This is a genomic window from Nonomuraea composti (assembly GCF_012034275.1).
GTDB classification, from domain to species: domain Bacteria; phylum Actinomycetota; class Actinomycetes; order Streptosporangiales; family Streptosporangiaceae; genus Nonomuraea; species Nonomuraea composti.
Window position 1 is genome coordinate 26,598 of sequence record NZ_JAATEP010000081.1, and the last position, 12,503, is coordinate 39,100.

The window sequence follows — 12,503 nt, forward strand, 5'->3', positions numbered from 1 at the left end:
TGCCGATTGGGCCGCGCCTGCCGGGCCGACGGCGCGTGCGGAGGGGACGGCGCCTGCCGAGTCGGCGGTGCGTGCCGAGCCGGCAGCGGCCGCAGGGCGAGCGGACTCTGCGGGGCGGATGGGGCGGACGGGGCGGATGGGGCGGATCGGGCGGGCCGCCGTGGTTTGTGGGGCCGTTGGTGTGTTGTGGTGGGCGACGGTGCGGCTGGCGTGGGCCGGGGTCGGGTGTGAGGACTGGGGGTGTCTGGCGCCCGCCGTCGGTGTCGTCGTGGCGCTCACCCTGGCCCTGCTCGCCGGCACCGCGCTCGCCCTGGAGCGGGTGGGTGTGCGGCCGGGCCGGCGGGTGGCGTTGACGGCGGCCGGGGTGCTCGTCGTGCTCCGGCTCGCCAGCGAGGTGCTGCCCTCCTGGACGTCCCAGCTCGCGGACGCGGCGACGACCGGGCTGGTGTTCGCGGGAGCGGGGGCGCTGGCCGCGTTCGTCACGGAGGCCGGCTCGCCGGGCCGCCGGCGGCTGGTGGCCGCGCTCGCCCTGATGGCGCTGCTGCCGGTCGCCCTCGCCACGTCCGTCGTCAGGCACGGCATCTGAGGTACGTCCGTTGTCAGGCACGGCTTCTGACGCCCCAGCCCTTGGAGGTGCGCATGCGACCCAACTCCCGATTCGCGCACGTGCAGCCGTTCGACATCGACAGGGTGGCCGCCGCGGCCGGAGCGGACCCGGACGTGCTGCGCATGGAGAACCTGGACACCGACGTCCCGCCCCCACCGGCGGCCGTCGAGGCGACCATGCGCTCGCTCCAGGAGGGCACCGGCAACAGCTGGCTGCCGTTCACCGGCCTGCCCGAGCTGTGCGCGGCGGTGGCCGGCGACCTGCGGGAGCGCACGGGACAGGACTACGACCCGCTGCGGCAGGTCGCGATCACCTCGGGCGGCACGTCGGCCGTGATGCCCGTGCTGCTGGCCACCACCGAGCCGGGCGACCCCGTGGTGCTGACCGACCCGACGTACGCGGGGCTGCTCCAGCGCGTACGGCTGTCGGGCGCGCTGGAGCACCTCGTGCCGTTGCGGGTGGACGGCGGGCACTGGCGGCTCGACCGGGAGGCGCTGGCCGGGGTGGGCCGGGCCGCGGCCCTGCTGCTGATGAGCCCGTCGATGCCGTCGGGCGTGGTGCTCGATCGTGACGACTGGGAGCTGGTCGCCCGGGTGTGCGAGCGCACCGGCGCCTACCTGATCTACGACGCCGCGATGGAGCGCATCGTCTTCGACGGCCACCCGCGCGTCAACCCGTGCCAGGTGGACGGCCTCGCCCAGCGGACGATCATCATCGGCTCGATGTCCAAGGAGTACCGCATGATCGGCTGGCGGATCGGCTGGGTCGCGGGGCCGGCGGACATCATGTCCCGGATCATGGTGGCCACCATCTACAACACGACCGTCGCCAGCGGCTTCCACCAGCTCGGCGCGGCGGCCGCGCTCAGGCAGCCGTCGAGGGTGGCGGAGGCGGTCGCCGAGTACCAGGCCCGCCACGAGACGGTGGCCGCCCAGCTCGACGGCCTGCCGCTGGTGCGGGCGGGCGGCGGCTGGTCGTGCCTGGTGGACGCCGAGGCGCTGGGCCTGACGGCCGCCGGCCTGTCGGCCCGCCTGCTCGACCGCGGCCGGGTCGCCGCCACGCCCATGACGGCGTGGGGCGAGACGGTGGCGCCGCGATACGTCCGTCTGGTCTTCAGCAACGAGCCGGTCGAGCGCCTGGCGGAGCTACGCGCCAGGTTCGACGCCGCCCTGTCCTGAGCTTCCGGGCCGGGCCGTCCTGAGCTTCGGACGGGACCGGCCGCCGTGCCGTCCTGAGCTTCGGACGGGACCGGCCGCCGTGCCGTCCTGAATATCCTTGACCGCATGGGCACACGCGGCAGGCAGGCCGAGGCGGCACGTAACGATCTGCGGCTGCTGCGCGCGGCGCACGAGGTGTTCACCACGCAGGGCTTCGACGCGCCCGTGTCGGCCATCGCCAAGCAGGCGGGCGTCGGCATGGGCAGCCTCTACCGCCGCTACCGCACCAAGGAGGAGCTGCTCCAGCGCCTGTGCCTGATCGCGATGGAGCGGGTGGTGGAGGCGGCCGAGGCGGGCCTGGCCGAGCCCGACCCGTGGGAGGGCCTGGCGCTCTACGTCCGCACCTGCGTGGCCAACAGGGCGGGCGCGCTGGCGCCGGTCGCGGGCACGATCGAGGTCACCGACGAGATGTGGCGCGTCTCGCGCCGCGCCGACGAGGTGGCCGAGCAGGTCGTGGCCCGCGCGCACGAGGCGGGCGTGCTGAGGAGCGACGTGACGATGCTCGACATCTCGCTGCTCATGGAGCAGTTCGGCCGCCCGGCGGCCGGGCCGCCCCGCCCGGAGCACGAGCAGGTCAAGCAGCGCCTGCTGGCCATCGCCCTCGACGGCCTGCGCGCGCCGGGCCGCACGGAGCTGCCGGGCGAGGCGCCGACCCTGGAGTGGTACGAACGGCGCTGGGGAACCCCTCCGTAGGTCTACGGTGGGGTGCGTGGGGTTCAACGAGCTGCTCGACGGCCTTGATCACAGTGCCAGCGTCCAGGCGGCGGGCATCAAACGCGGCTACGGCGGGCCGCCCGTGCGCGCGGTGAGCGTCACCTCGGGCATGACGCGGCTGCGCTGCGCCTCCCTGCTCAAGCCCCTGTACGCGTGGGTGAGCGCGGCCCGCATCCCCGACACCGACCGGTGGCGCCGCCATGCCGAGCCGGCCGTCGTCATCTCCTCCAACGCCGACACGCTCAACCTGTGGCTCGCCGTCGGCCCGCGCGTCATCCTCGACGACCTGCGCGAGCGCACGGGCGTGGCGTGGGCGCTGCCGAACGGCGACCCGTCCAGGTTCGGCTCGGTCGAGGTCACGGCCGACGAGGTCAGCGCCGCCTACGCGGTGCTCGCCCAGGCGGCCGTCGCGGGCGATCCGGTGGCCGGGGCGGTGCTGGGCTGGATGGGGCAGGTGGCGGAGCCGCAGGCGTTCGGCGCGCGCGAGGCGCTGGGCTGGCCGGAGTCGGCGGTCAAGTGCGGCTGGTACGGCGCCCCCGACGAGACCTGCCTGCGCACCCACGCCGTCGCCGTCCAGCCGCGCGGCGGCACCCGGGTGAGCGTGATCGTCGCGATGACCGCGCTGCCCTACACCGACGTGCGCGAGCGCGACCTCTACCGGGAGCGGGTGGGCGAGGGGCGGTCCGTGGAGGGCGAGCACGAGAAGGTGGCGGGCCGGGTGCTGCGCGGGCTGATGACGGCGACGCAGGAGGAGCTGGGGCTCGCCAAGCCCCGCCGAAAGGCCAGGCCGGGCCCGTGAGGCACGACGGCGGAGGTCACACGGGCTGCCGGGCGAGCCGCTCGATGAGGCTTGCCAGCTCGGGCGGATCGACCCCCTCCGGCAGCTCCTCGACCCACACGCAGCCGCGGAAGGCCGCGCGCTCCTCCTCCGTCAGCGCCCCCGGATCCACCGGGGGCCGTTCCTCGGCGAACCTGGCCAGGTAGAACAGCTCCCGCTTCAGGAACCGCGTGCCCAGCCACCGGAAGTCCCGGTCCACCTCCACGTGCCGGTCGAGCACCGCCGAGCCGGGCAGCCCCGTCTCCTCGGTCAGCTCCCGCCGGGCCGCCTCCAAGGGGGTCTCACCGGGCTCCAGCCTGCCGCCGGGCGGCTCCCAGACCTCGGTGTCGTCGACGTGGTCGTACCAGTGCATCAGCAGCACCCGTCCGTCGCGGTCGAGGCAGATCACGCGGGCGGCGGGCCGCTCGTCAACGTCGCTCACGCTCCCCGAGCCTACTGGGGCACGTGGTGCCGCAGCCGCAGGGCGTCGGGGTAGGGGGAGAAGTACGTCTGGTCGCGTACGTAGGCCGCGGCCTCCCCGCGGGCGTGGTGGCGCAGCAGGGTCGTGGGCACGCTCAGCGGCACCAGGCCCGCCTGGTAGGCGTCGATGACGTCCACCACGTCGGCCCGCCTGACGGGGTCGAGCGCGAGCATGCCGAGGCAGTGCTGCAGCACGTTGACGTTCTTGCCCGTGGTGGCCTTCGTGGCGAGCGTGCGCTGGAACGCCTCCGTGTACCGGGCGGCCACTTCCTCGCGGGGCCGCCCGCCGGCGGCGGCGACCACGCGGCCCGCCTCCCGGTAGAGAGCGGGGTCGTGGGCGAGGAGCTGCATCTTGTGCCGGGCGTGGAAGGCGATGAGGTCGCGGGTGCGCCAGTCACCGGCGAACAGCGCGCGCAGCCGGGCGTGCGCGAACACCCGCTCCACGAAGCTCTCCCGCAGCAGCGCGTCGTGCAGCCGGCCCTCGTCCTCGACGGGCAGCAGCGGGTGCCGCGCCATGACGATCCCGCTGAACAGCCCCCTGTTGCGCCGGTCCGCCGGGGTCCCGTCGGGGCGGTAGACGGGCACGCCGTGGATGCCGCAGGTGGGGCTCTTGGCCTTGAACACGTACCCGTCGACGTCGAGCTCGGCGGCCCGCCGGTCGGCGAGCCGGGTCATGCGGGCGGTCAGGTCCACGTGCGTCGTGCGGGTGACCAGGCGGGGGCCGTCGTCCGACCGCTCCTGCCGCAGGGTCTCGCGGGGCGCGCCGAGGCCCGCCTCGATCTCGGGGCAGACGGGGACCCAGTCCACGTACGGGCCGAGGGCGTCGGTCAGGAAGCGGTCGCGGCTGTGCCCGCCGTTGTAGCGCACCGGCTCGCCCAGGAGACAGGTGGAGACCGCGAGCCGCGGGCGTGCGGCCTGCGCGCCTGCCGTCCCGGGATCGTCGATCACCTTCACATTGCAGCCGGTACGGGCGGAGGCGGGCAACCAAGCCCGAGAAGATCATTTGACCTGGAGTGCACTCTCATTCATAGCGTGGAGGCATGACCACGCCACAACACAAGATCGGGTCCGGTTTCGGTGCCACGAGCACCGCGGACGACGTGCTGCACGGCATCGACCTGTCCGGGAAGCTGGCGATCGTCACCGGCGGCTACTCCGGCATCGGCCTGGCCGCCACGCGGGCGCTGGCCGCCGCCGGCGCGCACGTCGTGGTGCCCGCCCGCCGCCGCGCCGCCGCCGAGGAGGCGCTCAAGGACGTCGGCGGGGCCGAGGTGGACGAGCTCGACCTCGGCGACCTCGCCAGCGTGCGCGGCTTCGCCGAGCGCTTCCTCGCCACCGGCCGTACCGCCGACATTGTGATCACGAACGCGGGCATCATGGCCTGCCCGGAGACCCGCGTCGGGCCCGGCTGGGAGGCGCAGTTCGCCACCAACCACCTCGGCCACTACGCGCTGGTCAACCTGCTCTGGCCGGCCATCGAGCGCGGCCGGGGCCGGGTGGTGTCGCTCTCGTCGGTGGGGCACCGCCGCTCGCCCATCCGCTGGGACGACGTGCACTTCGAGCGGGGCTACGACAAGTGGGCGGCCTACGGGCAGGCGAAGACCGCGAACGTGCTGTTCGCGGTGCACCTCGACGCCCTTGCCAAGGACGCCGGCGTGCGCGCGTTCGCCGTGCATCCCGGCGGCATCCTCACCCCGTTGCAGCGGCACCTGACCAGGGAGGAGATGGTCGGCGAAGGGTGGATGGACGAGCAGGGCAACGTGCTGGCCACGTTCAAGACGCCCGAGCAGGGGGCGGCGACCGAGGTGTGGGCCGCGACGTCGCCGCGGCTGGCCGGCATGGGCGGCGTCTACTGCGAGGACTGCGACATCGCCGAGGCGGCCACCGACCCGGAGGCCCGCTCGGGCGTGCGCTCCTACGCGACCGACCCCGGCGAGGCCGCCCGCCTGTGGGCCCTGTCGGCGCAGCTCACCGGCATCGACGCCTTCGCCCGCTGAAGGCGCCCTTCCCTCGCTGAGAACGCCCCTCGCCCGCTGAAGGCACCCCTCCCTCGCTGAGCGCCCCTCGCCCGCTGAAGGCGCCCCTCGCCCGCCGAGAACGCCCTTCGCCCGCCTTGCGGCGGCTTCGCCCGTTAGAGGCGCCACCGTCAGCGTTTCATCGCGCCGTCGGCGATGGCGTCCGCCGCGTCGCCGATGGCCACGCCGACGATCTCCAGCCGCCGCACCAGCTCCCGCTCCTTCATGGCGTTCGCGGTGATCTTCTCGTCGGAGAAGATGCGGGAGATCTCGTACTGGTACATCCGCCGGATCGCCCCGCCCGCCTTCTTGGCCTCCAGGGCGTCGTGGGAGACCACGGACGGCCGGGAGGCCAGGCCCCGCACGGCTTCCTCCAGGGCTTCGATGCCCACGATGACCTGGTCGAGCATGGGGGTGAAGCGGATCTGGTCCGGCACCCGGTACAGGTGGGACTCGCGGACGAAGTCGCGTAGCGAGTCGAGCACGTCGTCGATCGACCGGGACAGCCGGAACAGGTCCTCCCGGTCGATCGGCGTGACGAGGGCCGTCTTCAGCTCGTCGATGAGCCGGGCGCGCTCCTCGTCGCCGAGGTGCTCGATCGCGCGCATCTGCTCGTGCGCCCCCGTGCGGCCGACCTCGCCACCGATCATGGCCATGGCCAGCCACGCGCCTTCCTTGGTGGCTTTGAGCTGGCCGAGCAGCGCCTCCGTGAGCGCGCCGTCCATGCGCCCGGTCATGAGGTCCCTGATCCGCCGCAGCCGCTTCACACCCACCTTCCCTTCATGACAGTCTCACGCTCGCGAACCCCTTCACCAGCAGGGCGAGCCCCCAGCCGAGCAGGCCGCTGGCGGGCAGCGTCAGCAGCCAGGCGGCGACGATCTTGCCGGCGGCGTACCAGCGGACCCGCCCGCCGCCCTGGGCGACGCCCGCGCCGATGAGGCCGCCGGCGATGGCCTGCGTCATGCTCACCGGCATGCCGGCGGCCGCGCAGCCGATCACGGCCGCGCCCGCGGCCAGCTCCGCCGCGACGCCGTGCGGGGGCCGGGAGACGATGATCTCGCGGCCGAGCGTGCGGCCGGCCTTGGGCAGCCCGTACAGGGTGCCGGCGGCGAACAGCACGGCCGCCAGCGCCGTGTACTCGACCGGAGCGCCGGTGAACCCGACCGCGATCATGAACACGGCCAGCATCTTCTGGGCGTCGTTGGCGGCGTACGCGAGCGTCTGCAGCAGGAAGCCCGCCCAGTGCCAGCGCCACAACCCGCGTGCGGTGGTCGTGGCGACCAGCACCCGGATGAGCACCCACGCCAGCAGCCCGCCGGCGAACGGCGCGGCCAGCCCGAACGTCAGCACCAGCGCGACCCACTCGCCCGACACCTGCAGCCCCCAACCCAGCCCCGCCCCGGTGAGGCCGCCGACGACGGCCAGGGTCAAGCTGGTCGGGCGGCCCTTCGCGCTGAGCACGCCGACCACGGCGAGCGCGGAGACCACCGCGATGATCATGGCGAACTGGCCGCCGGGGTCCCTGTAGGAGCCGAGCCGGGTCACGAACGTCAGCGCCACCTGGTGGGTGACCAGCGGCACGGCCGCCACCAGCACGGTCAGCACCACGATCCCGGTCATCGGGCGGATCGCGGGCAGCTTGAGCCCGGTCGCGAGGAGCGCGCCCCCGTCGTTGATCCCGGCTACGACGGCGAACAGGCCGGCCACCACGATCAGCACGACAGTGTCCAAGAGCACGCACTCCATCCCGCCCCGGCCTCGGCGGGGCCCGCTCGATCGAGGGATGGGGCCACTCCGCCCCCGTCCATCGCATCCGCTCCACCAGCAGTGCCGAATAACTACCCAAAATGGACACTCGTCCACGGCGTTCCCCGTCACGGTCCCGCATCCCGCCGTCACAGGTACGCTCGACGGAAGGCCGCCGGCCCAGAGATCGTCCATTGACCTCCGCGAGAGTGAAGGCATGACCAGCCCCGCCGAATACATCCTGACGCTGTCCTGTCCCGACCGGCCCGGTGTCGTGGCCGCCGTCTCCGGCCTGCTCGCCGGGCACGGATGCAACATCATCGAGAGCCAGCAGTTCGGCGACAGGGTGGGTCAGCGCTTCTTCATGCGCGTGCAGTTCGCGGGGGAGCTGGGGGAGGACGAGCTGAACGCCGCCTTCGCCGCGCTCGCGCCCGACTTCGCGATGGAGTTCAGGCTACGGGACGTCGCGAGGAAGCCGCGCGTGCTGATCATGGTGAGCAAGTTCGACCACTGCCTGAACGACCTGCTCTACCGCGTCCGCTCCAAGGCCCTCGACATCGAGATCGCCGCCGTCGTGTCCAACCACCCCGACCTGCGGCCGCTCACGCAGTCCAACGGCATCGACTACCACCACCTGCCGGTCACCCCCGAGACCAAGCCGAAGCAGGAGGCCGAGGTGCTGGCGCTGGTGGAGCACTACCAGGTCGACCTGGTGGTGCTGGCCCGCTACATGCAGGTGCTCTCGGAGGACCTGTGCGAGAAGCTGGCGGGACGGGCGATCAACATCCACCACTCGTTCCTGCCGTCGTTCAAGGGCGCCAAGCCCTACCACCAGGCGTACAACCGCGGGGTCAAGCTCATCGGCGCCACCGCCCACTACGTGACGGCCGACCTCGACGAGGGGCCGATCATCGAGCAGGAGGTGGCCAGGGTCAACCACAGCCACTCGCCCGAAGACCTGGTGGCCATCGGCCGCGACGTGGAGTGCCTGGCCCTGGCCAGGGCGGTCAAGTGGCACGCCGAGCAGCGGGTGCTGCTCGACGGCCACAAGACCATCATCTTCCCGCGCTGACCCCCGTCAGGGCCGGTACGTCCCGAAGAACCAGGGGTTGCCCTCGGGGTCGTGGCAGGCGTACTCGCGCGAGCCGTACGGCTGGTCCGTCAGCTCCATCGTGATCGTCGCGCCCGCGGCCCTGGCGCGGTCGTGGTGGGCGTCGACGTCGTCCACCGCGACGTAGATGCCGGGGCCGCCCGGCCTCCCCTGGCCGAGCATGATCAGGTCGTCGCCGACGAGCAGCTCGGCGTGGTGGACGACGCCTTCGCCGTTCTTCGACGCCTCGTGCAGGCGGAAGCCGAACGCGCCGGTCAGGAAGTCGATCGCGGCCTGGCAGTTCTCGTAGCGGGCCAATGCGTAGACGGTACGTGTCATGAGGCCCACGATGCCGGGGCGGCGCCGCCGGGTCTTGGACGAATCTGACCTGGCGTGGTGTCGCCCAGCACCCGGAACTCGCGGTTCATGTGCGCCTGGTCGTAGAAGCCGCACTCCGCCGCCGCGACGGCCGGGGCCGTGCCCGCGCGCAGCAGCCGCAGCGCCCGCCCGAACCGGATGACCCTGGCCGCCGTCTTCGGCGGCAGCCCCACCTGGTCGTGGAAGCGGGCGACGAGGTGGCGGTGGCTCCAGCCGAGCGCGTCGGCCAGCGACGCCACGCTCAGCCGGCCGCCCGTCTCCAGCAGCCGCGCCCACGCCCACGGCAGCTCGGGCCCCAGCTCGGGGCCCGCCGCGATGCGCTCGCTCAGCAGCCGGTCGGCCAGCGCGAGCCGGGCGCGCCACGACGCGGTCTCCGCCAGCCGCTCCACGAACGCATCCGCGCGCGGGCCGAGCAGGTCGGAGATCGGCACCACCCGGTTCGTCAGGTGCCGCATCGGCAGGCCGTACAGGCGCCGGGCCCCGAACGGCGTCAGGAACACCTCGACGCCCTCCGACGGCCCGGCGACGCGGGTGACGGTGAAACGATCGCCGAGGCCGCCGCCGAACGCCCGCACCCGCTGCCCGCCCGCCTCCATCGGCGTGCCGAAGGCCAGGACGAGCACGGAGCCGGGCATCGCCATCTCCGACCGGGTGACCGGCTCGGCGTAGTGCTCGCGGTAGGCGCACAGCCGCGTCACGTACGGCCGCAGGGCGGCGCTCGGGGCGGCCTCCACCATGGCCAGCCCCGAAGTCGCGCTCATGCCTTCGACACTACAGACCCGTGTGCCGCGCCAGGAAGGTCAGCGTGTCGGCCGACAGGTCCACCGACCTGCTCACCGAGCGGGCGCCGTGCCCGACCTCGGTCTCGTTGCGCAGCAGCACCGGCCGGTCGGCCGTCGAGGCGTGCTGCAACGCCGCGCACATCTTCCACGCGTGCAGCGGGTGCACGCGGGTGTCGGACTGGAAGACGGTGAAGAGCGTCGCCGGGTACGCCACCGACTCCTTGACGTGGTGGTAGGGCGAATAGCTCCACAACCAGCCGAACTGCTCAGGGTCGTCGGCCGAGCCGTACTCGACGTTCCAGGTGGCGCCGAGCCCGAACTTCTCGTACCTGATCATGTCGAGCAGCGGCGCGGAGCAGACCACGGCCGCGTACAGCTCGGGGCGCTGCGTCAGCGCGGCGCCCACCAGCAGGCCGCCGTTGGAGCCGCCCGAGATGCCGAGCTGCTGCGGCGTGGTCACGCCGGTGGCGATCAGGTGCTCGGCCGCGGCGTGGAAGTCGTCGAAGACGTTCTGCTTGTTGGCGAGCATGCCCGCGCGGTGCCACTCCTCGCCCTCCTCGCCGCCGCCGCGCAGGTTGGCGATGGCGTAGACGCCGCCGGCCTCCACCCAGGCCAGGATCGAGGCCGAGTAGCCGGGCGTCATCGACACGCCGAAGCCACCGTAGCCGTACAGGATGGTCGGGCGCGGGCCGGTCGCCTCACCGACGGGTGAGATGACCAGCATGCGGACGGCGGTGCCGTCCTTCGAGCGGTAGACCACCTGCTCGGTGCGCACCTCGGGCACCTCGACCGCGCCCGGCGAGGCCGCCCACAGCGTCGTCTCGCCCGTGCGGGCGTCGTACCGCTGGATGGTGGGCGGCGTGGTGTTGTCGGTGTAGCCGAACCACGCCTCGTAGCCGCCCTCGGGGCGCTCGGCGATGCCGCCGATCGTGCCCAGCCCCGGCGTCGGCACCTCGCCGACGCGCTCGCCCGTCTCCAGGTCGTGCACGGTGATCTCGCTGATCGCGTGGCGGGTCCAGCCCACCAGCATGACCGGGCGCTCCAGGTCGTCGAGGATCGCGAACGTGCTCAGCACCGCCTCGGGATCCTCGGGGATGAGGTCGCGCCAGGTGTCGTAGCCCGGCTCCGCCGGGTCGGTGACGCAGACGCGGCCCCTCGGCGCGTCGCGGTCGGTGTGCACGTAGAGCCTGCCGTCACGCCCGAACGTGAGCCCGACCTGCGCGTCCACGCCCTCCTGCACGACCTTCAGCTCCGGCCGGTCGATCGGCGAGGCGGTCAGGTCGGCCACCCACACGTCGTTGCGCGGCGCGGTGCCCTCGTGGGCCGACACCTGCAGCCAGCGGCCGTCACGCGAGACCGAGACGCCGTAGTAGTTGGTCATCTTCAGGCCCTGGCCGAAGATCATCACGTCGTCCTCGGTGGAGGTGCCGACGCGGTGCAGGTAGACGCGGCGGTGGAACTGCGCCTCGTTCTCCGGCACCTCGGTGCTCGGCAGCCGGCGCACGTAGTAGAACGCCTCGCCGCCCGGCAGCCACGCGATCGGCGAGTAGCGGCAGCGGTCGATCGGCCCCTCGACGCGGTCGCCGGTGGCCACGTCGATGACGTAGAGGATCGACTCCTCGTTGCCGCCCACCGAGATCTGGTACGCCAGCAGCCGCCCCTCCTTGTCGGGCTGCACCGCGTCGAGCGTGGTCAGCCCGGACGGGTCGAGCGCCATCGGGTCGACCAGCGCCCGCTCGGTGCCGTCGGGCTCGACCACGTAGTAGACGGCGTGCTCCTGGTCGGGGGTGCGCCGCGAGAAGAAGTAACGCCCGCCGCGCCAGGCCGGCACGCCGACGGAGCCGGACCTGAGCAGCTCGGCGATGCGGTCCTTGAAGCGCTGCGGCCCGCGCTCCTTGCCGAACAGCTCGGCCTGCGCGAGCAGCCACCCCTTGGTCTCGGGGCTGTCGGGGTCCTCCAGCCACCGGTAGGGGTCGGGGACGGGTGTTTCGTGCAGGATGTCGACGGTGTCTTCGCGACGTGCAGTCGGGTACGGCTCTCGCGTCATGCCAGGAACCCTACTGCCAAAGGGCATGCGTAAAGCGCTGGTAGAGCGGGCATAAAACGTACCGTGAGTCCCTCTGGTCATTCCGGCAGGAGGTTTTTGGGGTGGCGGGGACCACGGTGCAAACGCCAAACTTGGTGACAGGACGGTGCCGTGGTGACCATCCGCTGGACCGTCCGGCGGAGGTCCACGTGACGGAAGCACGAGTGCCCCAGGAGGGGCCGACAGGAGGGACATGCCGCGGCATGTCCCCTTTGATACGCGCGCAGCGGGGAGAGGCCCGATGATGCGCCAGGTCCTGCTGCTGAATGCCACTTACGAGCCACTGACCACCCTCTCGCTGCACCGCGCCGTGGTGCTCGTGCTGCGGGAGAAGGCCGACGTCGTCCACCGTGACGGCCGGGGCGCTGTGCTGCGGTCCGCCAGCCGCACGCTCGAGGTGCCCTCGGTGATCAGGCTCCGCAGATACGTACGCATCCCCTACCGGTCCCGCATCCCTCTGACCAGGGCCGCTCTCATGCGGCGCGACGACTACCGCTGCGCCTACTGCGGTCAGAAGGCCGAGACCATCGACCACGTCATCCCCCGGTCCAGGGGCGGCACCCACACGTGG

The 12,503-nt window shown here is 72.8% G+C and carries 14 protein-coding genes; 7 read left to right on the forward strand and 7 right to left on the reverse strand.

Annotated features, from left to right (window positions below; all coding sequences use genetic code 11):
• Positions 1–199: 199 nt before the first annotated feature.
• From HCN51_RS53280 to HCN51_RS53295, 4 genes are all read left to right on the forward strand, one after another.
• On the forward strand, positions 200–586 hold the full coding sequence (locus tag HCN51_RS53280) for a hypothetical protein (RefSeq protein WP_168021464.1): 387 nt from the start codon (positions 200–202) through the stop codon (positions 584–586).
• 53 nt (positions 587–639) lie between these two features.
• Positions 640–1,785 (forward strand): pyridoxal phosphate-dependent aminotransferase, encoded by a 1,146-nt coding sequence (locus HCN51_RS53285; RefSeq protein WP_168021466.1) that lies wholly within the window; start codon positions 640–642, stop codon positions 1,783–1,785.
• Positions 1,786–1,890: 105 nt separating this feature from the next.
• Complete coding sequence (locus HCN51_RS53290) at positions 1,891–2,517, forward strand: TetR/AcrR family transcriptional regulator (protein ID WP_206068970.1); 627 nt, start codon at positions 1,891–1,893, stop codon at positions 2,515–2,517.
• A gap of 16 nt (positions 2,518–2,533) precedes the next feature.
• The gene (locus HCN51_RS53295; RefSeq protein ID WP_168021468.1) at positions 2,534–3,337 is read left to right on the forward strand and encodes a hypothetical protein; all 804 of its coding nucleotides are present in this window, start codon (positions 2,534–2,536) and stop codon (positions 3,335–3,337) included.
• Positions 3,338–3,353: 16 nt separating this feature from the next.
• On the opposite strand, the gene HCN51_RS53300 is transcribed toward HCN51_RS53295, so the two are convergent.
• Together HCN51_RS53300 and HCN51_RS53305 are read right to left on the reverse strand one after the other, a co-directional pair.
• Positions 3,354–3,797: an NUDIX domain-containing protein gene (locus HCN51_RS53300; RefSeq protein WP_168021469.1), complete on the reverse strand. Its 444-nt coding sequence runs from the start codon at positions 3,795–3,797 to the stop codon at positions 3,354–3,356.
• An 11-nt stretch (positions 3,798–3,808) separates the two neighbouring features.
• Entirely contained in the window at positions 3,809–4,783 is a 975-nt protein-coding gene (locus HCN51_RS53305; protein ID WP_346434142.1) for a YbgA family protein, read from the reverse strand.
• A 92-nt stretch (positions 4,784–4,875) separates the two neighbouring features.
• On the opposite strand from HCN51_RS53305, the gene HCN51_RS53310 reads away from it, so the two are divergent.
• Positions 4,876–5,832 (forward strand): SDR family NAD(P)-dependent oxidoreductase, encoded by a 957-nt coding sequence (locus HCN51_RS53310; protein ID WP_168021470.1) that lies wholly within the window; start codon positions 4,876–4,878, stop codon positions 5,830–5,832.
• Between the two features lie 149 nt (positions 5,833–5,981).
• On the opposite strand, the gene HCN51_RS53315 is transcribed toward HCN51_RS53310, so the two are convergent.
• Both HCN51_RS53315 and HCN51_RS53320 read right to left on the reverse strand, forming a co-directional pair.
• Complete coding sequence (locus HCN51_RS53315; protein WP_080047605.1) at positions 5,982–6,617, reverse strand: DUF47 domain-containing protein; 636 nt, start codon at positions 6,615–6,617, stop codon at positions 5,982–5,984.
• 13 nt (positions 6,618–6,630) lie between these two features.
• Positions 6,631–7,587, reverse strand: coding sequence for an inorganic phosphate transporter (locus HCN51_RS53320; RefSeq protein ID WP_346434143.1), 957 nt, complete (start codon positions 7,585–7,587; stop codon positions 6,631–6,633).
• Between the two features lie 226 nt (positions 7,588–7,813).
• On the opposite strand from HCN51_RS53320, the gene purU reads away from it, so the two are divergent.
• Positions 7,814–8,668, forward strand: coding sequence for a formyltetrahydrofolate deformylase (purU, locus tag HCN51_RS53325; RefSeq protein ID WP_080046101.1), 855 nt, complete (start codon positions 7,814–7,816; stop codon positions 8,666–8,668).
• Between the two features lie 6 nt (positions 8,669–8,674).
• Here the strand turns inward: purU and HCN51_RS53330 are convergent, their stop codons facing one another.
• From HCN51_RS53330 to HCN51_RS53340, 3 genes are read right to left on the reverse strand one after another with little or no spacing between them, the layout of a single operon-like run.
• Positions 8,675–9,025, reverse strand: coding sequence for a VOC family protein (locus HCN51_RS53330; RefSeq protein ID WP_168021471.1), 351 nt, complete (start codon positions 9,023–9,025; stop codon positions 8,675–8,677).
• Positions 9,022–9,825 carry a helix-turn-helix domain-containing protein gene (locus HCN51_RS53335; protein WP_168021472.1) on the reverse strand — a complete coding sequence of 268 codons (804 nt, stop codon included), beginning with the start codon at positions 9,823–9,825 and terminating at the stop codon, positions 9,022–9,024. Before HCN51_RS53335 ends, HCN51_RS53330 begins: the two co-directional genes overlap by 4 nt.
• Positions 9,826–9,835: 10 nt before the next feature.
• Positions 9,836–11,893 carry a prolyl oligopeptidase family serine peptidase gene (locus HCN51_RS53340; protein ID WP_168021473.1) on the reverse strand — a complete coding sequence of 686 codons (2,058 nt, stop codon included), beginning with the start codon at positions 11,891–11,893 and terminating at the stop codon, positions 9,836–9,838.
• A 283-nt stretch (positions 11,894–12,176) separates the two neighbouring features.
• Between HCN51_RS53340 and HCN51_RS53345 the strand changes: the two genes are divergently transcribed.
• On the forward strand, positions 12,177–12,503 hold a 327-nt coding region (locus tag HCN51_RS53345; protein ID WP_168021476.1), incomplete at its 3' end, for an HNH endonuclease.

Excerpts from the sequence above, each read along its gene's own strand:
- HCN51_RS53285 (WP_168021466.1), top strand. The coding sequence starts at position 640 with ATGCGACCCAACTCCCGATTCGCGCACGTGCAGCCGTTCGACATCGAC.
- HCN51_RS53290 (WP_206068970.1), top strand. The coding sequence starts at position 1,891 with ATGGGCACACGCGGCAGGCAGGCCGAGGCGGCACGTAACGATCTGCGG.
- HCN51_RS53310 (WP_168021470.1), top strand. The coding sequence starts at position 4,876 with ATGACCACGCCACAACACAAGATCGGGTCCGGTTTCGGTGCCACGAGC.
- purU (WP_080046101.1), top strand. The coding sequence starts at position 7,814 with ATGACCAGCCCCGCCGAATACATCCTGACGCTGTCCTGTCCCGACCGG.
- HCN51_RS53330 (WP_168021471.1), bottom strand. The coding sequence starts at position 9,025 with ATGACACGTACCGTCTACGCATTGGCCCGCTACGAGAACTGCCAGGCC.
- HCN51_RS53335 (WP_168021472.1), bottom strand. The coding sequence starts at position 9,825 with ATGAGCGCGACTTCGGGGCTGGCCATGGTGGAGGCCGCCCCGAGCGCC.
- HCN51_RS53340 (WP_168021473.1), bottom strand. The coding sequence starts at position 11,893 with ATGACGCGAGAGCCGTACCCGACTGCACGTCGCGAAGACACCGTCGAC.